Annotated in this window: 16 protein-coding genes; all 16 read left to right on the top strand. The window is 43.6% G+C overall.

From position 1 onward, the window contains the following. The first annotated feature begins 343 nt into the window (after window positions 1-343). The 16 genes from AAHF22_RS04785 to AAHF22_RS04860 all read left to right on the top strand — a co-directional run bounded on the left by AAHF22_RS04785 (window position 344) and on the right by AAHF22_RS04860 (window position 24,935). Window positions 344-2,182: an assimilatory sulfite reductase (NADPH) flavoprotein subunit gene (locus AAHF22_RS04785; RefSeq protein WP_347323820.1), complete on the top strand. Its 1,839-nt coding sequence runs from the start codon at window positions 344-346 to the stop codon at window positions 2,180-2,182. 49 nt (window positions 2,183-2,231) lie between these two features. Further along, complete coding sequence (gene cysI, locus AAHF22_RS04790) at window positions 2,232-3,956, top strand: assimilatory sulfite reductase (NADPH) hemoprotein subunit (RefSeq protein WP_347323821.1); 1,725 nt, start codon at window positions 2,232-2,234, stop codon at window positions 3,954-3,956. A gap of 554 nt (window positions 3,957-4,510) precedes the next feature. Continuing rightward, entirely contained in the window at window positions 4,511-7,957 is a 3,447-nt protein-coding gene (locus tag AAHF22_RS04795) for a hypothetical protein (protein ID WP_347323822.1), read from the top strand. 498 nt (window positions 7,958-8,455) lie between these two features. Then, window positions 8,456-8,995, top strand: coding sequence for a cysteine hydrolase family protein (locus AAHF22_RS04800; protein ID WP_347323823.1), 540 nt, complete (start codon window positions 8,456-8,458; stop codon window positions 8,993-8,995). Between the two features lie 637 nt (window positions 8,996-9,632). After that, a complete protein-coding gene (locus AAHF22_RS04805) occupies window positions 9,633-10,610 on the top strand; it encodes a sugar ABC transporter substrate-binding protein (RefSeq protein WP_347323824.1) in 978 nt (325 codons plus the stop codon). Continuing rightward, entirely contained in the window at window positions 10,607-12,070 is a 1,464-nt protein-coding gene (locus AAHF22_RS04810) for a sensor histidine kinase (RefSeq protein WP_347323825.1), read from the top strand. Before AAHF22_RS04805 ends, AAHF22_RS04810 begins: the two co-directional genes overlap by 4 nt. Then, entirely contained in the window at window positions 12,048-13,592 is a 1,545-nt protein-coding gene (locus AAHF22_RS04815; protein ID WP_347323826.1) for a response regulator, read from the top strand. Before AAHF22_RS04810 ends, AAHF22_RS04815 begins: the two co-directional genes overlap by 23 nt. Further along, window positions 13,589-14,803, top strand: a complete 1,215-nt coding sequence (gene xylF / locus AAHF22_RS04820) for a D-xylose ABC transporter substrate-binding protein (protein ID WP_347323827.1) — start codon at window positions 13,589-13,591, stop codon at window positions 14,801-14,803. The genes AAHF22_RS04815 and xylF overlap by 4 nt, the downstream gene beginning before the upstream one ends. A gap of 803 nt (window positions 14,804-15,606) precedes the next feature. Further along, window positions 15,607-16,734, top strand: a complete 1,128-nt coding sequence (locus AAHF22_RS04825; RefSeq protein WP_347323828.1) for a sugar ABC transporter substrate-binding protein — start codon at window positions 15,607-15,609, stop codon at window positions 16,732-16,734. 145 nt (window positions 16,735-16,879) lie between these two features. Then, window positions 16,880-18,400 carry an ATP-binding cassette domain-containing protein gene (locus AAHF22_RS04830; protein ID WP_347323829.1) on the top strand — a complete coding sequence of 507 codons (1,521 nt, stop codon included), beginning with the start codon at window positions 16,880-16,882 and terminating at the stop codon, window positions 18,398-18,400. A gap of 11 nt (window positions 18,401-18,411) precedes the next feature. Beyond that, window positions 18,412-19,587 (top strand): sugar ABC transporter permease, encoded by a 1,176-nt coding sequence (locus AAHF22_RS04835; RefSeq protein WP_347323830.1) that lies wholly within the window; start codon window positions 18,412-18,414, stop codon window positions 19,585-19,587. 226 nt (window positions 19,588-19,813) lie between these two features. Further along, entirely contained in the window at window positions 19,814-20,233 is a 420-nt protein-coding gene (locus AAHF22_RS04840; protein WP_347323831.1) for a hypothetical protein, read from the top strand. Between the two features lie 154 nt (window positions 20,234-20,387). Next, window positions 20,388-21,944 (top strand): ABC-F family ATP-binding cassette domain-containing protein, encoded by a 1,557-nt coding sequence (locus AAHF22_RS04845; protein WP_347323832.1) that lies wholly within the window; start codon window positions 20,388-20,390, stop codon window positions 21,942-21,944. 364 nt (window positions 21,945-22,308) lie between these two features. Further along, complete coding sequence (locus AAHF22_RS04850) at window positions 22,309-23,031, top strand: YebC/PmpR family DNA-binding transcriptional regulator (protein WP_347323833.1); 723 nt, start codon at window positions 22,309-22,311, stop codon at window positions 23,029-23,031. 301 nt (window positions 23,032-23,332) lie between these two features. Next, window positions 23,333-24,286: an MBL fold metallo-hydrolase gene (locus AAHF22_RS04855; protein WP_347323834.1), complete on the top strand. Its 954-nt coding sequence runs from the start codon at window positions 23,333-23,335 to the stop codon at window positions 24,284-24,286. 175 nt (window positions 24,287-24,461) lie between these two features. Further along, a complete protein-coding gene (locus tag AAHF22_RS04860) occupies window positions 24,462-24,935 on the top strand; it encodes a DinB family protein (protein WP_347323835.1) in 474 nt (157 codons plus the stop codon). The last annotated feature ends 82 nt before the right edge of the window (window positions 24,936-25,017 follow it).

Consider the following 25,017-nt stretch of genomic DNA (forward strand, 5'->3'; position numbering starts at 1 on the left):
ATTTAGCTATTTTCTAACACAGGATTCAATGAAAAGTGATTTTTGTAAAAGCACAATAGGTAATCATATCCGAGCACGGGAATCTACCTTCAATTTTAATCTGTAAATTCCTATGCGAAACGGGAGTCTGTCCCCTTATTCCTTCTCGAAGTAGTGCCTGTCCCACAATCTACATGTGCATCCTAATCGTTCATCAGAAGAACTAATAGAACCTATAAGGCATTCTAATTGACCGTTTACGTGCACTATGATACCTTCAAATAAGCAGAATAAATCTGAGCACTATACTAGGAATTAGCATATTGTCGGAGATGACAAATGCTAGATGATGGGGTGGATATCGTTGGAATTTCAAGCAACTAACAGTCCTTTTACAGCGGAGCAGGCCGAGCTTCTAAATCGTTTATTACCTGGATTAACGGAAACACAGCGCATCTGGCTGAGCGGATATTTGGCAGCTTCTTTGCAGGCTGGTACAGTGGTAGCTTCCGCCGGAGCAGCATCGTCCACAGCCGTAGCCGCGCCAGTTGTGCCAGTAGCTGACGTACCGAAAGATGTAACCGTATTGTTCGGTTCACAAACAGGTAACGCACACGGGCTTGCGAAAAAGCTGGCACAACAGCTGACGACACAAGGTTTTGACGTTACACTATCGTCGATGGGCGATTACAAAACGAACAATTTGAAAAAGGTCCGCAATTTGTTCATTCTCGCCAGTACACAGGGTGAAGGTGATCCGCCGGATAACGCGATTCCATTTTATGAATTTTTACACAGTAAGCGTGCCCCACAGCTGGCAGAAACGAAATTTGCCGTGCTGGGGCTTGGTGATACATCGTATGAATTTTTCTGTCAAACAGGTAAAGACTTCGACAAGCGTCTCGAAGAACTAGGTGCCGAGCGCATCGTGCCACGTGCTGATTGTGATGTCGATTTTGAAGAGCAAGCAGGCGAGTGGATGGCACAGGTGTTGACTGCACTTGGTGAAGCCAGTGCTGCTTCCGCAGTCGCTGTAGCGCCACAAGCGACAGCAAGCGTAACGGAAGGGGCTTCCTCTTACTCCCGCACCCATCCATTTCCAGCCGAAGTGTTGGAAAATCTGAACTTAAACGGACGTGGTTCGGATCAGGAGACCCGTCATGTAGAGCTATCGCTGGAAGGCTCAGGCTTACAATATGAACCAGGAGATAGTCTCGGTGTATATCCGCAAAATCATCCACAACTAGTAGAGGACATTTTGCAGACTACCGGTTGGAATGGCGATGAAACGATCACATTAAACAAAAATGGTGATACCGCAACGGTTCGCGATGCGTTGCTACATCATTATGAGATTACCGTTCTAACTAAGCCGTTATTGGAAAAAGTAGCTGGATTGGCAGACAACGAGCAATTGGATGCACTATTGGAGGAAGGTCGCGAACAGGATTTGCGCGCCTACTTGCAAGGGCGCGATCTGCTTGATCTGATTCAAGATTACGGACTGGGCAGCATTCCAGCAGATGAACTGTTATCGCTGCTGCGCAAAATTCCGGCACGATTGTACTCGATTTCTAGCAGCTTTAAAGCTTCGCCAGATGAAGTACATCTGACCGTGCGCAAAGTGGAGTATGAGCAGCATGGTCGCCAGCGGTATGGCGTATGCTCTGTGCATCTGGCTGAGCGTCTGGAAGCAGGCGATACACTACCTGTCTATATTCAGCACAATGACAATTTCAAATTACCACATGATGCATCCACACCGATTATTATGATCGGACCAGGCACAGGTGTTGCGCCTTTCCGTTCATTTATCGCTGAACGTGAAGAAACCGGTGCAGAAGGCAAAAGCTGGCTGTTTTTCGGAGATCGCCGTTTTGCCACCGATTTTCTATATCAAACCGAATGGCAACGCTGGCTCAAAGATGGCGTGCTGACACGGATGGATGTCGCATTTTCCCGTGATAGTGATCAAAAAGTGTATGTACAGCATCGTATGCTGGAACGCAGTCGCGAACTGTATGAATGGCTTCAAGAAGGCGCTGTACTGTACGTGTGCGGCGATGAGAAGAATATGGCGAACGATGTGCATCTGACATTGGAGCAGATTCTAATTCAAGAAGGCAACATGAGTCAGGAAGCAGCCGCGGAATATTTAAGTACAATGTTGCAGCAAAAACGTTATCAGCGCGACGTATATTAAGCTTACGCTTGATGGGGAATGTCCGCGATTACGAGAGGAGAACTAACCAATGGTCCAGTATGAAAAATATCCACCGCATGATCGTCCTCATAGCGATGTTGAGGATATTAAGCGGAATAGTAAATACCTGCGCGGCAGTCTGGAAGAGACGCTGCGCGATCCAATAACAGGTTCCATCCCTGAGGATGATAACCGATTAATGAAGCACCACGGTAGCTATATGCAGGATGATCGCGATCTTCGTAACGAACGGAAAAAGCAAAAGCTGGAGCCGGCGTACCAGTTCATGCTGCGTGTACGTGCATCCGGTGGTGTCGTGACTCCTGCACAATGGCTCATGATGGACGATATCGCGCATAAATATGGCAATGGCACGATCCGCCTGACTACCCGTCAATCGTTCCAATTGCATGGTGTACTGAAATGGAACCTGAAAAATACGATTCGTGAAGTGAACGATGCACTGCTGAGCACACTCGCTGCATGTGGCGATGTGAACCGTAACGTGATGTGTAATACGAATCCAGATCAATCGGCTGTTCATGCACAGGTGTATGATTGGGCTTGCAAAGTAAGTACACATCTCGATCCGCGTACCCGTGCCTACCATGAAATCTGGCTGGATGAGGAAAAGATCATCGATAGCCGCGAGCTAGAAGCCGAGCAGGAACCGATCTATGGTGCGGTCTACTTGCCGCGTAAATTCAAGATCGGTATCGCGGTTCCACCATCCAATGATGTGGATGTATTTTCTCAGGATCTCGGCTTTATCGCTATTGTTGAAAATGGTACGCTTGTCGGCTTTAACGTAGCAGTCGGCGGCGGTATGGGCATGACGCATGGCGATACGGCAACATATCCGCAGGTGTCTAAAGTGATTGGTTTTATCACACCGGAGCAGATGATCGATGTAGCCGAGAAAGTGGTCACGATTCAACGTGATTATGGCGATCGTGCAGTACGTAAGCATGCTCGTTTCAAATATACGATCGATGATCGTGGTTTAGACTGGCTTGTTGCTGAGCTGCATGAGCGTCTGGGCTGGCAGTTACAAACAGCGCGTCCGTACCATTTTGACCATAATGGCGACCGATATGGTTGGGTAAAAGGTAAGGATGGTAAATGGATGTTCACACTGTTCATCCAAAACGGTCGTATTGTCGATCTGGACGATTACAAGCTGATGACGGGCTTACGCGAAATTGCCAATGTGCATACTGGCGATTTCCGTCTAACACCGAATCAGAATCTGGTGATCGGCAATGTGAGCAGCCAGAAGAAGAAAAAGATCGAATCATTAATTGCCCAATATGGTCTGACTGATGGTGCACACTACTCGGCGCTGCGCCGTAACTCGATGGCCTGTGTATCGTTGCCAACCTGTGGCATGGCGATGGCAGAAGCGGAACGTTACCTGCCAACGTTAATCGACAAGCTGGAGCTTGAGCTGGATCAGGCAGGTTTGCGCAATGAAGATATCGTTATCCGTATGACCGGTTGCCCGAACGGGTGCGCACGCCCGATGCTGGCGGAGCTGTCGTTTATCGGCAAAGGGCCAGGTAAGTACAATATGTATCTGGGCGGCGGGTTTGATGGTAGTCGTTTGAACAAGCTGTACCGCGAAAATATCGGTGAGGAAGAAATTCTGTCCTCACTCAAGCCGATTTTCCAGCGTTATGCGACAGAGCGCGAGCAGGGTGAGCATTTTGGTGATTTTGTCATTCGTGCAGGGTATGTGGAAGCGGTGTATGATGGCCGTCAGTTTCATGCTTGAGTGAGCAAATAAAGAAGGCTAAAGGATTTGAGCTAGAACTGTTATTGAGTAAAAACTAAATAAATAGTCAATGGTCTCAACAGATGGACAAGATCGGATCGTAACATATTAATGCTATCGTTTACGTCCGACAGGAACGTAAAGAAACCGTGAGAACAGGCGAATCGTCTGGATCTCGCGGTTTTTTGATTTTTGTATTTGGCAGCGATAGAAGTGGACATAGAGGGTTTAGATAAATGATTTTAATTGCATTTGTTGATGCGGTATAGCTAGGTTTTTTTGAATATTTTATAAAAAATCAACATATGAAAAATTCATAAATTCATAATAGAAAACAATAAAAAATTAATAATAGAAAATAAAAAAGTAACTTACAAACGAATAAATCTCTAAATGTCATTCTGCGTCCCCTACCATTTTAATAAGGTTTAAATTCGATTATTTCATTAGCACTATTAATTAATTAACGACATGAAACTCAACTTATTTTATAATTAACATAGATTACATAGAAAGCGCATATACATCAATTCAGAATGGAGCGAAATGCACATATGGAAATGGAGTATCCAGCGCATAAATCGTCATCACCGAAAATAGACACCAAAACAGAGCAAATATCATCTGCACATCCGCTATCTCAGACAGTAACGCCTTCCGGCAGCAGCCATGTTGTCGTTCCAGGGATCGATCGAATGCCACCCTCAAACTCGTCCAGCTTACTGTTAATGCAGCGCCAGCTGGGTAATCAAGCAGTCAAGCAGTTCATGACCCAACATCTACAATCTAGTTCTCTACAACCTTCACAACCTTTGCCATCATTAGAGACAAATCAGGCTTCATTAGCACTTGATAAAAATGAGTATTCAGAGCGATCGGAACATTTCCATGATAGCATCGGTGATGCAATATTCGATTCAATGCCGCACTCGGAAATGTCCAATACCCCAATCATGCAGGCACAATTTATTTATACAAATACAGTTCGCTTACGTCGAACAGATGGAGTGGATGTTAAAAGTGACGTTAATAATTACAGAGTGAACCGAATCAAATTACCAGCTTCTTATCGACCACCGACCCAGTTTGATCAAAAACAGATGGCGCATTCTATTTCATGGACCTTATTGAAAAAAGCTTATGAATCCGTCAATCAGATGGGAGCAAAAGACTTTATTGAGAATTACTTAAAAAAAGATTGGGAAGCTTTAAATCAGCAAGCTACTTTGGCAATAAACCAAGCAAGTGAGAAACAAAGAACGCTGTCTGATAATTTTCCGTCATTTGTGAATTATGTCAATCATTACAATAGCAGCTATTTTGATCAATTGCTTCAAAGTAAACACACTTCATCCGAATGGGTTAAAAAGATCCAAGAGGCAATTTCTAATTATTTTGTAGCCTTGCAGCTTGCGCCATTGACTACGCATACAGGTTTTACTGAAAAGAAAGATGAAGAAGGGATTAATGAAACAAGACCTTCTAGTCACGGAGAGCCTGCTGCCAATCAAGTATTAACGAAATTGCAAGCAGAAAAACCGATGGTTAGAAATGATGCGGATCTCAAACGTGTTACTCATGCAGCCGCAATGTATTGGGACCCAGGTACAGATTCTGTAAACGGAATCAAAGATGACCAGGAGCTAAATTTGTTGCGAAAAGAGTACGCCACTGCATTTTCTCGCGCATATCCAGACCTATGGAAGCTTTATGAACATGATATTAAACAACAGGTACTTCAGTCTGAATTCGATCGGGATATAAAATCTAAATTTGCTACAGAGATCATAAAGTTAGCTGAAACAGAGGATGACGCGGCGTTAGATGAGGATATCGCACAATTAGACGAAGAAAAGGATACAAACACTACCGAAGAAACCATTCAAAACAATAATGAAGAATCAAGTAATAGTCCACTTACTCGTTCTGACTTTCAGTCACTAATTGAATTAGAAGAAGATGGAGAAGAAAATAAAGCAACCGCTCATTCTTTCAACATAGATCAATTATTATTATCTAACGATCGGCCGCTAACTAAATACGGCCCAATCGGCCAAAAATCACATACCGTTTCCTGGTCACTTACACTGCAAGCATTAAGACAAATAGGTGAAAAAAAGCCATTAACTCAAATGTTGGCGCACATGTATGAAAAATGGACGATTTTAGAAAGTCAGGATTGGGCTAAAATGATTAATTCTCCACAGTTTTCTGCTGAAGATTTTGTGAAAAATAGGAAGAGAAATATATCACCGCAAACTTATAATCAGCACGTAGAACGCAATAAAACGAGATTAACAGAAGCCCAAAAATTAATTGAGATTAATCTTGAAAAAATAAAAAAAGCTTTGTCTAATGAGAAATTAAGCGAATTAGGCTGGCAAAATTTTGTGCAAACGATGATTTCTGATTATGTTGTGGCTTATCAGTCTGCTCCTCTTACTTCCGTTAAAGATGGTGCTGCAAGTGGCAAGGGTGAAGGTGATGCTAATTCTTACTTAGGTCTTTTGGAAGGAAATTTGGAAGGAAATATTGTTAGCAATGAGAACACTAGTGATGGTGTTTCATCATCAATTGACATGAATAATACAGTAATCTCTAATACGATTTCTGCAAAATATGATCAAGAATTGCACAAAAAATTCAATAAAGAATTTACTCCAGAAAAGTTGAGAAAATGGGATTCACAAACACAAAAGAAAATTAAAGAACTAAAAAAATTAGACGAACCTAATCGGCAACAGTGGAATAAGATGATGAACCTGTTAGGCAAACAAGAGTCATTAAAGCATTTAGATGTGAACTGGAAAATGTTTAGTAATATCAAAGATTCTACTAATGCTAAGAAACGCGAGCATATGGCAATTATATTATATGAGTGGGAACAAGGAATTATAAATGCTTATCCTAACATTGGGCGATTTATGGGTCAAGATTTGAAAAAACTTTCTGATGCAAAGTTAATCAGTAAAGGCATACAAGGGTCTGAAGAAGATCTACAGGAATCAAAAAACGAAGAAATGGAAGAAACAGAAGATATACAAGAACTACATGACGAAAATATAATACTAGATCAAACGACGATGATTAAAGAGATGCAAGCTATTCGCAATAAATATGCTCAACAGTATGAGGAAATGCAAAAGTTGATTTTTCAAAATAGTATATTGTTACAACCGAAGATCGTTCAAGAGAGTAACACAGATCACTTTATTAAAACAGATGAAGCACATGAAGCAAATGAAGTTGGGGATCCATTCCATTCTTCATTACTGATGGTAGGTCCAAGTGACGACTCTGAAGAGATTGCCGATGAATTAACTATTTATGATAAACAAACAGATGAGCAAAGTATGAATGATATAGAAGCAAACGAAAAGGTTGAATCGACTAATCAGTCTAATTTTTCATTACAAATGCCACTTCCAATTGGGAATATCAACCTGTTTTCAAATGAATTACTCGTCAATTCTATGATGGTAAACAATAATCCATCTTCAGTCACCTCTTCATTGGGAAGACAAAAATCAGCGTCTCCTAGCTCTCATAATAATAAGAGCAAACTCCCAAAACACTCACTCTTAAAACAAAAGTCACTAAAAAATAAACACAAAAACCAAAATACCATTGGAGGAGAACAACAGAATAGTGAAGAAATAGAAGAGATGTTTAAAAGACGAAAAATAAATAATTCGACCTACCAATCTGTATCTTCGCCTTCAATGATAAATTCTGAGATGACTCCAGATCAGAATGAAGCATTATTTGCAAGTCAATCTCCAATAGAGGATATTGAACTGCAAAATCAGCTGTTATCAAATTTGCCACCGGTATCTACATCTTTGATCAATATGGATCCGCTACAATTTTTAAATAGTCCCCCTAATTTAAATGGTAATCCTATTGTGCCTAGCAATGAATCGATGTCAGATTTGCAGCCTAATGGAAATTCTGAACAACAGGCTAACATAATGCAAGACGAAAATGAAATGAAAGAATAAATGGAGTATTAAGCTTACAGTTATAAATGATATGTGAATACAGATGCTATATTATGATCCTTTTGACGCGATCCATAGACATCTCCCGATCAAAATGGAGATCAAATATGGCGCTAAAAAGGATCTTTTATATTTAGATTAGCTACCCTAATTTATCATCTCGAATTGAAGCGATTTAAAGCATAATTGAAGTTTGTTTAATACAATGAATTGAAAATGAGGAGAAAGTGATTGTATTTTTCAGCATATCTGTACGACCTCATAATGTAAAAATATAACTTTCAACCTTTAAAATTAAAATTTCATTATATGAAAAATTCACAATAATAAAACCTAAAAACCACGTTTCAACGACCACTAAACAACCCAGCCCGATCCAATTCGAAACAATTCTCATTGCTAGGATCACACAAAAACCGTACACTTTTAATAAAGTAATCCCGATCTTATAAAACGGAAAAATAATCAAAACCAAACCACATCCCACGGGAGGAACCTATGACCAAACAAGCGCTCATCATCATCGATATGCAGGAAATCTTTTTCAATAGCGAGGAAAATGCTTTATACGAACGTAATTCTCTTATCAAGCAGACCAACACGCTCATTGAGAAAGCAAGAGCGGAGCAAGTGCCTGTTGTATTCATTCAGCATTGCGAGGAGCACCCGGACGACGAGTTTTATCCAGGTAAGCCCGATTGGGAAATATGTCATCAATTGAAGCGATTACCTGAAGATGTGGTATTCCGCAAAACACGCTGGGACTCTTTTTATCGAACCGGTTTGCTCGATTGGCTGCGCCGAAATGAGATTGAGCAGATCGTATTTGCCGGTGCGCAGACCGAATTTTGTCTGGATACGACATTGCGTAATGCGTATAGTATCGGTTACCAGCAAAACATCCTGGCGAAGGATGCCCACAGCACGCTGGATAGCGAGGTTTTATCAGCAGAACAGATTATTCGGCATCATGAATATGTATGGAACGGACGATTTGCTAACGTACAACCCGTTGAGCAGATTACATTTGGAAGGTAAGTACAATCAACACACCGATCAAACAGATCATCCATATACACGACTGCTAATACGCAAGATTGGCAGCATAATACATTTCTTTATTAATATTTCAAAATCCAATATGAACATTATTTTCAATAAAATGGTTATAAAATTGTGATAACAGCCGATGTATATGATATCCTCTATAAGAAGGCATTCATCTTGAGAGGTCAAGTGATGATAGCTAGTTCCCATCGTAAGTGTAGTCAATATGCAAAAGTAATTAGACAAAGTAAAAATTACAGTGATGTGATAAAGCAATTTTATCAAAGGTACATTTTAATCCATGTTCTAACTAATATATTGTACGTTTCCGTCTCAACATACCGAACAGAACAGCAAACGATAGGTTGATCCATTTAGCAGCTCCATTTTCGCTATGGACTGAGTAATGAATGCCTGTGCGAATGCTGTTCTGTTTTTGCTCGTCTGAGATTTTTGATTGTCTGATGTCGCGGAGAAGAATGTTTTCACAACATCACGGGGTATTAGCATCTTTCTCAGAACCACCACCAGCCCAACATTCATCAAAAAATGTTCCTTTTCTATCTTCAAGCTTTAGGGTCGCAGGTGCTATAATACAGTATCGTGACTGAAAAGAGGGGTATTTCATTTGCACAAAAAAGTAAGCGTTTTACTGGCGGCGGTCTGTCTGACCCTTTTAGCTTTTACTCTGTCTGCGGCGGTTCGGTTCGTCGAATCTGCACATGAACTACCACAGTCAGGTCATCCGCAACATGCCAAATACCGCCTTGTTCTGATCACCTCTGATATGGGTACTCCGTTCTGGCAAAAGCTAGGAACCAGTGCAGAACTAGAAGCGCAAAGTCTGGATGCGACACTGGAAATCTGGGGAAGCTATGGCGAGGATCGAGAAAGCTTTTTGAAGCAGTTGGAAATTGCAATTGATTCGCGTGTGGATGGCATCATTGTACAGGGCATCGATACGACTGAATTTAATAATCTAACGAAGGTGAAAGCGGCCTTTTACGGTATCCCGATTATTACAGTAGCTAGCGACGTACCTGTCGAGGAAAGTTTGCGTAAAACGTATGTCGGTTCCAGCCCTGTAGCCGCCGGACAGATGCTGGCACGTCAGCTTGTGCATAATCTAGGTGAGCAAGGCACCGTCGTACTCATGGGCGATAATCGCAATGAGTATGATCAGCGTCAGCGTCTGGCTGGAATCGAGCACGTACTGGATCAGTATCCGAAGATCCATTCGCTGTATGTACAGACACCGGAAATTCGCGAAAATATTATCGCTGCTACACAGGATGCGATGAACAAGCTACCTAATGTAAGCGCTTTTATATCAATTGATTCCAACCTTACAGAAGCGATGGTGCAGGAGATTAGTCAGCGCGCACGGGTAGAATCGTTTAAAATCTATTCGTTTGACGATAATCCGGATGTGCTTCCGTTATTGCGGAGCGGCAAAATCGACGGTATTTTGGAGCAGTCGCCTGAAATGATGGGAAAAGTGAGCGTGCAAATGATGATCAAATGGCTCAAAGGAAGCCCGCTCCCGATACAGAGCGAAGGCTATTTAACAGATATTCATATGCGAACGGCGGCGGATGAACAATGATCGGAATTCAACGGAAAATATGGACACTGACAGCGATGATTATGTTTATCATGCTTATGATCTGGATTACGCTGATGTACTACAACCAGAAGACCGAGAACCAGTACAATGAAATTTTACAACGATATTTACGCCTCAATGAAGTGACCACTTCCAGCCAGCAGGTCGTAACGTCGCTCAATAGTTATTTGATCACACCGGCAGAAGGCAATCTAAGCAGTCTTCGCCGTAAAGAAGAGATGCTTCGTAGTGCACAGCTGGATATTACGAATCTGCGTAATAGCGAAAATGATTTTGCTTTAACCGGCTATATTAATTTGATCGATAGCCTGATTGAAACGTCTGAACGGGCGGTCATGTTCCATTCGGAAAAGGAAAGCGAAGACTCGGCAGATGCGTTTGCCGAAGCGACACGCATATCAAAGTATATTTCCGATATGACGCTCACGCTGCTGGATAAGGAATTGAGCACCTACGAGCAATTTTATCGCGGTATTATTCAACAATCAGCTGAATTGAAAAAACTGGGCATTTGGATTCTCGTGACGATGACATTTTGGCTACTATTATTTACGTACTGGTTTTCGCTTAGCATTACACGTCCGATTCAGCAACTGACCCAGGCTGCACAGGAATTGGCGAAAGGACGCTTTGATTTGCAAGTACGGGTTCATTCCTCCGATGAGATTTCCTTTCTGGCCAAAATGTTCGAGCATATGCGTATTAGCATCAATGGATTGATCTCCGAAATTCAGCAAAAGGCACAGCTTGAAAATGAATTACAGCGTAATAAGCTGCTGCTACAGGAAAGTCAGCTTCGCAGTCTGCAAAGTCAGATTAATCCCCATTTCCTATTTAATATTCTGGATACATTATCGAAAAAAGCGTTTCTGGAAGGTGCCGAGGAAACGAGTGATCTGCTTGTCAGCGTGGCAGGACTGCTGCGCTACAATCTCAAGCGGATGGATCGTTCGGTGACACTATATGAAGAAGTGCGTGTAATGAAGCAGTATATGGAAATTCAGAAAGCACGCTTTACCGATCGATTGCGTTTATATACCGATATCGATGAGGAATGTCTATCGATCCAGATGCCAGGTCTTACGCTGCAACCGATTATTGAAAATGCGATTAATCATGCGGTCGAGCCGGATGAGCATGGGGGGACGATTGAAATGATCGTGCAGGATCAAGGAGAACATGTGATTATTGAAATCGCTGATGATGGACCAGGCATGAGTAGCGATAAAATCGAACAAATTTTAAATGAACAGCCGATCGAAAACGAAGGGCATTCGACAGGGATCGGTTTTACGAATGTAGTACAGCGGCTACGACTATTTTATGGTGTACATGATGTGATTGATATTCACAGTACCGAGGGCGCCGGTGTAAGAGTGCGACTAACTATACCGAAAACGAGGAGAATCGACGCTTATGATGAAGCTGCTTATCGTTGATGACGAGCAGGTAGGACGCGAAGGACTACAGGCTATTTTACACCGGGGCTTTCCTGACCTGACGATCGAGCAGGCGAAAAATGGCAAGATTGCAGTAGAGCTTGCCGAACAATTTCAGCCGGATCTCATATTGATGGATATTAAAATGCCCGGCATGGATGGACTGGAAGCAACCGAAATCATCGGGTCACGCTTTCCTGATATGAAGTTCATTATGATTACGGCTTACGATACGTTTGACTATGCACGCCGTGCACTCAAGCTGGGTGTGAAAGATTATTTGCTCAAACCGAGTAAAGCGGGGGAAATTATCTCTACTGTGAAACGAGTGCTCAATCAGATCAGTGAAGAGCGTGTTCATCGCGAGCACAATTTACAGCGTGATCATACGTTACAACGACTGCTGCCTGTGATCGAAACAGATATGGTAACACAGCTGTTATTTGATCATGTACATGAAGTACATCTGGACGAGATGGTAGGTTGGCTGCATGTGAACCCTGATTGCGAGAAGTTCGCCATGGCGGTCATTATTCCCGAAGAAGGAGAGCATCTGTATTTAGCGATACGAGATAAGGTGAGCCGAACCGGTAGCGGATTAGTCGGTGCACTCAATGGACGACAAATCCCGATTATCGCCTTCCGTCGTACCGGACAATCGTTACGTGCGCAGGCATCGGAGTTGGCACAGGAATTGCTGGCTGCCGCTGGACCGAAGCTACGCAGTCAATGCTTTATCGGGATCGGTAATGCATACGGTGTGCATGCACAGCTGCGTCAATCGTATCAAGAAGCATTGATTGCGACAAGTAATCCGAATCTGCCGGTAAAATACCGCTTTTATATGGATCATGCTGCTACGTATACTCCGGATAATAGCCATCGTGAAGCAAGGCTGGCGGAACAGCGTTTGTTTGATCAGGTGCGTGTGGGCGATTGGGAACATGTGCGTGAAGATACGATGCAATTTATTCGCTTTTATGAAGAACAAGGATTGGATCGTCTTCATGCGCAGCAGCTTATTTTGCAGCGGTTATGGATTGCATCAAGAATGCTAACCGAGATGGGGGTAGAGCTGGAAGCACCGGTATATTCGTCCAGTGTACAGGATTATCGCCAGCTGCGGTATGAGACAGCGCTCATACTGGAGCAAATGCGCAGTCAATCGGATGAATACAGTCAGAAGATCAAGCCGGATACGATTCGTCAGATTAAGCAATATATTATGGAGCATTCCAGTCAGGATATATCATTAGAAGGAATAGGTGATCAATTCGGACTGAGTCCTTTTTATATTAGTAAACTGTTCAAAGAGCAGCTGGGCGTGAACTATATCGACTTTCTAACAGAATGCCGGATTACGCGCGCGAAGAAGCTCATGTCTGATCCAAACTTAAGCCTGAAAGAAATTACGTATGAAGTCGGATATCGCGATCCGAACTATTTTAGCAAAGTATTTAAAAAGATGGCTGACGTATCGCCAACCGAATATCGTAAAACATTACTTGGTGCACGCGAATGAGCAGACAGCAACGACAATTAAGATCAGGTTGCTCGGATAAACGTTATGTTCAAGGTGACAGATTATGGATAGACACATTGCTTATTCTGCTTGTACTGCTGCTTGGTATGCTACTTACCTCTTGCTCCAGCAAGGAAGCCACATCCGGTGTGAGCACACAGGATTCGGTAATGACCAACAACACAGAACGTACAGATACGAAGCATCAATACAAGCCAGATACACAAACCGATACAGCCACGTCCAAGCAAGCGATAACTGCTTCCGATTCAAAGCCAATCCGAATTGGTTTTGCGATGGATACACTGGTGGAAGAGCGCTGGAAGAAAGATCGAGACTTTTTTGTACAGGCGGCAAAGCAAATGGGCGCAGACGTCGTTGTCACTTCTGCGAATAGTGACGATGCCAAACAAATCGAACAGGCAGAGCAAATGATCGCTGATGGTATCGATGTGCTTGTGCTTGTTCCACATAACGCGGATGCGACAGCAGCCATTGTGAATCGTGCCCATAAAGCAGGAGTAAAAGTGTTATCGTATGATCGACTGGTAAAAAATGCGGATGTCGATCTGTACGTATCTTTTGATAACGAGCAGGTAGGACGATTACAGGCTGATGCGATTACCGCGCTTGTACCTGAAGGCAAGTACGTCTACATTGGTGGTGCCGATACAGACAACAATGCCCATATGTTCAAGCAGGGCGTATTTGATATATTACAACCCAAAATCGATGCTGGCCAAATCCGCGTCGTTTATGATCAGTGGTCAAAAGATTGGAAGCCAGCTTCCGCACTTCAACATATGCGTGAAGCATTAAAAGCAAGTCATAATGACATCGATGCAGTGATCGTAGCGAACGATGGAACCGCAGGTGGTGTCGTGCGTGCTCTACAAGAGCAAGGATTAGCCGGCCAAATTCCAGTCGCTGGTCAGGATGGCGATCTGGCAGCAGCTCGCCGTATTGTACAAGGAACGCAGACTATGACTGTCTATAAGCCAATTGGTAAACTCGCACAGGTAACCGCTGAACTGGCAATCAAACTAGCCAAAAACGAAAAGATTGCAACCGATCGTCAGGTCAACAACGGCAAAATCGAAGTCCCTTCCGTCCTTTTAGCACCCATCGCCGTCGATATTTCCAATATCGACAACACCCTTATCGCCGATGGCTTCCATACTAAAGCAGACATATACGGCAAAGATAAATGACCGCAACCATTAAGGTGAAAATGAGATCCAACTCACCCAACTACATCAAACGTAACACACGAGCCAGACCGAACTATTAGCTGTAGTAGCTGGTCCAATTCTAGTTATCGGCTAAAATAAAAATCTAATAGCTGCTCAGCCTAGTGTCTACTATGCAAGGAACACAAACGATGGCCGTCTATAAGCGGATTGGTAAACTATCATAACTACAAATTAGTCAACTAGCATAAGTAACCAATAAACAGCGCTCCAGCTAGCAAAAAACGAAAATCGAAAATAACCTCAACAACTCTCCAATCCATAATCCATAAAATCAATTTAGTAAAATACTTTTTCAATTTCTAATCCTATTTCTATTCAAATACGCACTGCTTCTTTCAACCTGAAGTCCCTATACACAGCAAAAAAGTTCCTGTACACAGCGAAATAAGCTGTATACAGGAACTTTTTTTTCCACTGCTACCCCCTCCTCAGAAACTCTTATGTGTACTCCCCATGATGCGTAAGCACAGAACGGAGGGAAGGAAATAAGGGGAAAGGACGACTTTGGAGGGGCGGGAATCTTCATTTACTCCTCATCCCAAAGATTCCCGCGGCTCCACCCGAGTCCGTCCCCTTATTCCTTCCCGCAGTGATTGTTGCAACACCCATCATAAAGAGCACACATAAGCTTCCCCCCCACTATGATAAAAAAATACAGACAGTAACAAAAGAGTGCTATATTTAAGCGCTTTCATAAACGACTATCGATGCTATGATGAACTCGTAAGCAAAACAGACAAGCATCGAAAGGGGTAATACCATTGAAAAAACACGTTAAAGGTATTTCGCTGCTAATCATCATCTTGATGTTTTCCATCGTGATGTCCGCATGTAACAAAGGCGGGGGAGCAAGCAGTGGTAGCGGCGGAGACGGCGCAATCAGCGTAGGGATCGTACTGCCGACGAAGGATGAGCCAAGATGGGTACAGGATGAGCAACGCTTCAAAGAAGCACTCTCTGGAACGAAATATTCGACAGAGATTTTGTTCAGTCAAGGTTCTTCTGCTAAAGAAAAAGAAAACGTGGAAACACTGATTAATAAAGGGATCAAAGTGCTGATCATCTGTCCTCAAGACGGTGCAGCGGCAGCAGCAGCTGTAGAATCGGCGAAAAAAGAAGGCATTACCGTGATCTCGTATGACCGTCTGATCACAGACACCGATGCAGTAGATTACTACGTAACATTTGATAGCCTTGCAGTAGGTGCAGCACAAGCGAAATATCTGGTTGACCATGCAAAAGGTAAAGGCGAGCCACTGTACCTGTATGCTGGAGCATCATCGGATAACAACGCATTCCTGTTCTTCCAGGGAGCATGGGAAGTATTGCAACCTAAAATTGCGGATGGCACATTCAAAATTGCTAACTCCACACAAGCAGATGCAATGAAAGATACAAAAGAACTAACTCGTGACCAACTCGGCTCCATTATCGGTCAAGTAACGACGAACTGGGATCCAAACGAAGCGAAAAACAAAGCCCAAACTCACCTGACTGCGGCAGCAGCTGACATGAAAGGCGATGTAGCGATTCTGGCACCAAACGATGGTACAGCTCGTTCGATCGCTGACGTATTCGGCGCTGACTCGGCGATTAAGAGCTATGTGATCACAGGTCAGGATGCGGAGCAAGCTTCGATCCAGTACATCATTGATGGCAAACAATCTATGACAGTATTCAAAGATGTGCGCACACTCGTTAAAGATGCAATGGGTATGGCAGTTGAAGTGCTGGATGGCAAAACACCAGAAACAACAGGTTCTTACAATAACGGCACGGTAGACGTAAAAGCAAAACAAACGAACGTTATCGTTGTAGACAAAGACAATGTGAAAAAAGAGCTGATCGATTCCGGTTACTATAAAGCTTCTGATTTCACCGGACTGTAAGCGCAGCAGCGTTATAGCTACATGGCAAAACAGGGACGGGAGGCTGTTCCTGTTTTGCAATTCATCTGCATCATAGCTGACGGTCTGCAATCATTTTATCTGCTATTTAATTCGCTTCGGCGCCCCGGCGAGGGAGGAGTATTCCATGGACGGCAATATTCTGGAGATGCGTGGCATTTCCAAAAGCTTTACAGGTGTAAAAGCGCTATCTGACGTTAACTTCAAAGTAGCCAAAGGCGAAATCCATTGTCTGATCGGCGAAAATGGTGCGGGTAAATCGACACTAATGAAAGTACTCAGCGGAGTATATCCATATGGCACCTATGAAGGCGATATTATTTTTGAAGGTAATGTGCAAAGTTTTAATAAAATCAGCGATAGCGTCAAAGCAGGCGTTGCGATCATTTATCAGGAACTGGCTTTATTCCCTGACTTGAGCGTATACGAAAATATTTTTGCAGGGAATGAAGTGAAAAAGGGGGGCTTGATCGACTGGAATGAGACGATCATTGAAGCTCGCCAAATGCTGCAAAAGGTGAAGCTCAATGTGAATCCAGAAACATTAATCCGCGATCTAGGTGTTGGTAAGCAGCAGCTAGTAGAGATCGCCAAAGCACTTAGCAAAAACGTTAAGCTGCTCATCCTGGACGAGCCGACCGCTGCCCTGAATGAAAATGATAGCGAAAACTTACTTGAGCTGCTACGAGATTTGAAGGAACAAGGAATTACGAGCATTATGATCTCGCATAAGCTCAAAGAAGTCATTTCGATTGCAGATAAAGCGACCGTTCTACGCGATGGTAAAACGATCTGTACACTGGATGCGTCTCATGGCGAATTAACCGAAGCCGTTATTATCAAAAACATGGTTGGCCGCGATATCGAGGACATCTATCCTAAACGTCCAGATAAGAAAATCGGCGCCCCGATCCTGGAAGTGAAAAACTGGAGTGCTTATGATCAGGAGCTTGGTCGTCATGTTGTCAAAAATGTAGACCTACAGGTGAAAAAAGGCGAGATTGTCGGAATTGCCGGACTGATGGGTTCGGGACGTACCGAGCTGGCACTGAGTATATTCGGTAATCCAAAGCATTATAAATTAGAAGGGCAGTTATTCGTCGATGGACAGCCTAAAACGTTCCGTCATACGAGTGAAGCGATTCGTTCCGGTATTGCATATGTGACCGAAGATCGTAAGGGCGACGGATTGTTCCTCATTCAAGATATTAAAAACAATGTCACTGCGGCTAATCTGAAAGGCGTATCCTCCGGTGGGCTGATCAATGAGAACGAGGAGGTTCAGGTGGCTACCGGCTACAAAAGCTCAATGTACATCAAAGCATCCTCTATTGAGCAGGTGGTCGGCAATCTGAGTGGTGGCAATCAGCAAAAAGTATCGCTTGGTAAATGGCTGTTCGTTGGCCCGAAGCTGCTCATTCTGGACGAGCCGACACGGGGGATTGATGTAGGAGCCAAGTTTGAAATTTATACGATTATGAACAAGCTGATCAATGAAGGCATGAGCATTATTATGATCTCATCTGAACTGGGAGAAGTGCTTGGTATGAGTGATCGCATCTATGTTATGGCAGAAGGGCGAATCAAAGGCGAATTGCCAATTGAAGAAGCCGATCAAGAAAAAATTATGAAATTTGCAACTCAATAGGGGGATTCGCTGTGAACTTCTTAACTGAAGCCAAATCGTTGCTCAAAGTGAATATTCGCGATTACGGGATGTACATTGCGTTATTCGTTATTATGCTTACTTTCTCCATTTTGACAGATGGTTTGTTTATGTCTTCACGGAATATTAGTAATCTGCTCGATGCGACAGGGTATATCGCTGTGCTCGCAGTCGGCATGACGCTTGTTATCGTTATTCGCCATATCGACTTGTCGGTCGGTTTTGCAGCTGGTTTTATGGGCGCGATTGCAGCCATTATGTTATCCCAGCTCGGCATGCCGGTCTACTTTACGATTCCAATCATTCTCGTACTTGGTATCGTGATCGGGATGTTCAATGGTGTACTCGTGGCATCGGTAGGTATTCCATCGTTCGTGTCCTCACTCGCGGCGATGCTGATTTTCCGTGGTGCGCTCTTACAAGTCACCGAAAATACCGGAACGATCATCGTTAAGGATAAAACGTTCAATGCGATCGGTAATGACTATTTGCCAGCGATTTCGAATGTGGGCGGCTTGAACCTACTGTCACTCATTATCGGTGCGCTGATCATCCTGTTCTTCATTTACTCCGAATTTAGCAAGCGTCACCAGAAGTTGAAATACAAGTTCGACGTTGTATCCAAACCGATCTTTATGGTGAAAATCGTATTCGTATCGGCGATTATCGCTTATGTGACATGGATTCTTGCGGGTTACAATGGTTTCTCCTGGACGGTCGTGATTACGTTGATCGTTGTCGTGATCTACCATTTCTTAACAACTCGTACTGTGCTGGGTCGTCATATTTATGCAGTCGGTAGTAACCCGGAAGCGGCACACTTGAGCGGTATTAACGTGAAGAAGATTACGTATATCGTATTCGGCTCCATGGGTATGCTGTCCGCATTGTCCGGTATTATGTATACGGCACGTTTGCAATCGGCAACAACAACAGCAGGTACATTGTTCGAGTTAGATGCGATCGCTGCTGCTTATGTCGGTGGTGTATCCGCAGCCGGCGGTGTTGGTAAAATTACTGGTTCGATCATCGGTGCGGTTGTTATGGCCTCCCTGTCCAGCGGTATGAACTTGCTCGGTGTAGGGATCTCGTACCAATATATGATTCGCGGTGCGGTACTGGCACTTGCGGTTATCTTCGATGTGATGACTCGTAAAAAAAGAGGCTAAGCGGAAATTTGAGAGAGTTTGATAGTAATGCAAATAGGAGCTGCGGAGTTAATATGCGCAGCTCCTATTGATGCGTTTATAGTAGTATAATGGGTGATGACAGCGATCGATTACATGGAAGCCTTCTGTATGATAAAATACAGAAGGCTTTTGTTATACATTCAAACGAATACAGTAGACCCCCTATGAAATGATAAAATGAAATGAAAGGAGCCAGACTATACCTATGAAATTAACCCCTTATGTGAGTGTAGATGCCTACGTATTTGGCAGCAAACAAACACAAATCAACAAATCTGTCGGCAAAGCATCTGTAGTCGAGAAAGATACCATTATGGAGGAAATCCGTGAGATCCGAGATTTGATCACCTGTACATATATTGAAAAGAAGCTAACCGATGTGATTATCCGCAAAGGTGGGCAGTTACAAGTAGACGATATCGACATTTTTACCGCTGAGGATGTTGTGCAAAAGCTAGAACAGACGTATACGGTGACACGCAATAGCAAAGGAAGTTATGTGTTATTTGCTGAGCTAGGTTTATGTCTGGGTGGCTTTACCGGTAAAAAAGTGCCGGAAGGACAAATTGCGATCTGTTTTGCTCAGGAGCGATTGGACTTTTATGAGATTTATTTGGAAATGTGATCGCATTCATTCTACTTCATACTGAAAAACCTGTGCAATTGCTCAACTTTCCATTGAGTTGTCTCTTATATATCTCTATAATAGGACAAGATGAGCCTGCCTTTATTGATCCGCAATCCACGCAGACTCAAGTCCACTAGAAAAGGTGTAATGCATGAGTATATTAAATGTAGAAAAGCTAAGCCACGGTTTTGGCGACCGGGCTATTTTTAAAGATGTATCGTTCCGTTTGCTCAAAGGTGAGCATATCGGACTGATTGGCGCAAACGGTGAAGGTAAGTCGACGTTTATGAATATCATCACAGGCAAGCTGCAACCAGACGAAGGTAAAGTCGAATGGTCGAAGCGTATGCGCGTTGGTTATCTGGATCAGCACGCTGTGCTGGAAAAAGGCATGACGATCCGTGATGTGCTCAAAAGCGCGTTCCAATACCTGCTCGATATGGAGCAGGAAATGAACGATATGTACGGCAAAATGGGTGATGTTACACCTGAAGAATTGGAAGACCTGCTGGAGCAAGTCGGTACGATTCAAGATACGTTGACGGCACAGGACTTTTACCTGATCGATGCGAAGATCGATGAGACGGCACGTGGTCTTGGTCTGACTGATATCGGTCTGGACAAAGATGTGAACGATCTGTCCGGTGGACAGCGTACCAAAGTATTGTTGACCAAGCTACTGCTGGAAAAGCCAGACATTTTGCTGCTTGATGAGCCGACCAACTATTTGGATGAAGTGCACATTACGTGGCTGACTCGTTATTTGCAAGAATACGAAAATGCGTTTATCTTGATCTCTCACGATATTCCATTCCTGAACAGCGTAATTAACATTATTTATCATATGGAAAACCAGGAACTGAATCGCTATGTTGGCGATTACGACTATTTCCTGGAAGTGTATGAAATGAAAAAGCAACAGCTGGAATCTGCGTTTAAACGTCAACAGCAGGAAATTTCCCAGCTTAAAGACTTCGTTGCTCGTAACAAAGCGAGCGTAGCAACACGTAATATGGCGATGTCCCGTCAGAAAAAACTCGATAAGATGGAAGTGATCGAGCTGGCACAGGAGCGTCCGAAGCCGCAGTTTAACTTCAAGGTAGGACGCACAGCCGGTAAGCTTATTTTTGAAACGAAAAATCTAGTGATCGGTTATAATGATCCGCTGTCTCGTCCGCTGGATTTGCGTATGGAGCGCGGTCAAAAGATTGCACTCGTCGGTGCCAACGGTATCGGTAAAACGACGCTGCTGCGCAGCATTCTAGGCGAAATTCCGGCAATCTCCGGTACAGTCGAGCGTGGTGAGCACCAACAAATCGGTTACTTTGAGCAAGAAAGTAAATCCGATAACTACAATTCCTGTATCGAAGAGATCTGGAATGAGTTCCCAGGCTATTCCCAATTCGAAGTACGTGCGGCACTGGCGAAGTGCGGTTTGACGACAAAGCATATCGAGAGTAAAATCGCTGTCCTGAGCGGTGGCGAAAAAGCGAAAGTTCGTCTATGCAAGCTGATCAACCGCGAAACGAACATTCTCGTACTTGATGAGCCGACGAACCACCTTGACGTGGATGCGAAGGATGAGCTGAAACGTGCACTGCAAGCGTACAAAGGTACGATTCTAATGATCTCGCACGAACCGGAATTTTACCGTGATATCGTGACCGAGACGTGGAATTGTGAATCGTGGACGACGAAAGTATTTTAAGTCGCTGTGCTAATTCGCTTTACTAATTCGTTGTACTATTGACTGTCATGCTAGTATTTGCAGGGTTTGACTTGACCGCTTGCCAGATCGTTTGATGATTCACAGGATAGTCGAATAGAGATATACGTTGTTCCTCGAGATCGATAAGGCAGAGCACATGTAAGCTCAAGCGTGCAGTATGATCACAAATTTATATGTACTACGCAAAATACATGAAATCCTGTTTGAGTGCTGACTTGAACAGGATTTTGCTTTTACTAGTTCGTTGCAGGATCGAAGAAATACGCAAAATATTTTGATTACGCTGCAAAACACGTTATAATAAATAGCGTATAAATTCACAAGCAGAAAGAGAGCGGATAGTATGGGCCGTAAGTGGAATAATATCAAGGAAAAAAAAGCGAATAAAGACGCTAACACTAGCCGAATTTACGCTAAATTTGGTGTAGAAATCTATGTAGCGGCGAAAAAGGGTGAACCTGATCCCGTTTCCAACAGTGCTCTGAAAGTCGTACTTGAGCGTGCGAAAACATATAATGTACCGAAAGCGATCATCGATCGCGCGCTGGATAAAGCTAAAGGCAGTGGAGATGAACAATATTCCGAGCTGCGTTACGAAGGTTTCGGTCCAAACGGATCGATGATCATCGTCGATGCGCTGACAAACAACGTTAATCGCACGGCACCGGAAGTGCGTTCGGCGTTTAACAAAAATGGCGGCAACATGGGTGTAGCCGGTTCCGTAGCGTACATGTTCGATTCAACAGCCGTGATCGGTGTGAGCGGTAAAAGCGAAGAGGAAGTATTGGAACTACTGATGGAAGCTGATGTGGATGCGCGCGATATCGCAGAAGAAGACGAGTCCGTTATCGTGTACGCAGCGCCCGATCAATTCCATGCGATCCAGGAAGCATTCAAACAGGCAGGTATTGAAGAGTTTACCGTTGCCGAGCTGACCATGCTGCCACAAACATACGTTACATTGCCAGATGCGGATGCAGAAGCTCAATTCGAGAAGCTGATCGATGCGCTGGAAGACCTCGAAGACGTCCAACAGGTATATCATAACGTGGAATTTGCTGAGTAACCTTTATTCCAGTGTACCTTATTGAATTAATGAAAATAGTGCCTTGACCTTGTTACTTATTACCTTTGTTTATGTGCTGACATTATTATCATTCAGAATTTGAATCAGCTCCAAAGGTGAAATTCATGTCGGTCATCGCTCTAGCCTACCCTTTCGCAAGCTATATGGAGTAGCACTCACTTTTTGTGTAGATATTTCTGTACAAAAAGTGAGTTTTTTTATTTTAAAATATAATCGATTTTATATTAAAATAGGACATGAACAACCTGTGCAGTGCGAATCTATCTTCAAAGGAGACATCATGGTTAAACGACTTGTTAGACTTGCGGAGCATGTATACCGCCTGGCACTACCTTATGGAGACGGTACGGTGAACAGTTATCTGTTTGAAGGTGAACGGGGTTACACCGTCATGGATACAGGAGTTCATGATGAATTAACTCAGCGCGAATGGCTTCAGCTGCTTGAAGGCGGACTTCAAATTGAAAAGGTCATTATTACCCATATGCATCCCGACCATATTGGACTGGCTCCCTGGTTTCAACAGGAGCTTGGCATACGTGTCATTTGTTCTCAACATACCGTTGACTTAATGAAGCGATATGACACGTATACAAAGCAGGAATTGGCAGATGCCCATGCGCCTTATCTATTCAATCGTAAATATGACGGCCCGGAGCTGTCGGAGCGACAATTTTATCGCTTTATGGGCAGTATTCAGCTTGAACCGGATGAAGTGTATCAACATCATGATCATATTTTGCTGGGAGATGAAGAATACGAAGCATTGTGGACACCGGGACATGCCCCTGATCATTACTGCTTCTGGCATCGTCCAACCGGTTTACTCATCGCCGCAGATATGATGTTTGCCGATACAGCGCCGGTCGTGCCATTTTGGATGGAGGAAGATGGGAATCCGCTTTGCGATTACTTCCGTTCGCTTGACCTAATCGAATCCTATCCGGCACTACTCGTCTTACCTGGTCATGATCATGTAATCCACGACCTCGGTCAACGAGCGCGTGACATCCGTAACGGGCACCATTTTCGCATGCAACAAATTCTCGGCCACCTCGTTCATGGTCCAAGAACCGCCGGTCAACTGTGTGCGGACATCTACGGTAATGACCGTCCTGTAACACAAGAATTGCTCGAATTTTACACCTCACTCGCCAGACTCATGTATTTGCAAGAAGAGGGCTTTGTAGACATGATCGAGCAAGAGGGGAAAGTTTATTTTCAGCGGAAGTGACGTGGCTAATTCACCAATGTTATAGAAAAGAAATATTAAAAGATATCAATAACTTTCAACTATGCGTAACACGAACCCAAACCATACCCGAATTGGACAGATCCCCCCGTATCGGGTTAAGATGTTGAAGGGTCATGCTGACAACGACTAAGCTTAACATACAGGAGGAATAAACATGTCCAACACATTTATTTTTGATTGGCTGGCAAGAAATCGCCAAAATATGCTGAAGCATCTGGATCGTATTCCGACCGAGCAATTGAAGGTCATTCCAGAGGATTTTAACAATAATATTTACTGGCAATTCGGTCATATCGTTATGGTTGCCGATAGCATCATCTATGGTTTTTCCGGCCAAACCCGTAAATTGCCGCAAACCTATGCAACGTTCTTTGCACCCAACACACGTCCTTCCGAATGGCATGGTGAACCACCTGCATGGGAAGAAGTATTAAGCGTGTTTAATTCACAAATCGACGAGCTGCGTGCAGCTTTTGAAGGTAAGCTGAATGATCCGGTGGCGGTAGCAGATAACTTTGCTGGTGCCAAAACGATTCATGATCTGCTGGAGCTGAATCTGGCGCATGAAGCTTCTCATTCGGGCATGATTAACGCGATGACTCGCCTGCTCAAACGCGCAACTGTATAATATTGGTCAACATAGCGTAATCATAGGCGAACTACAAGCGAACTACAAGCATCCCCTTGATCGACAGGCAACACAGCCTCAT

The sequence above is a fragment of the Paenibacillus wenxiniae genome, assembly GCF_039822605.1.
GTDB lineage: Bacteria > Bacillota > Bacilli > Paenibacillales > Paenibacillaceae > Saccharibacillus > Saccharibacillus wenxiniae.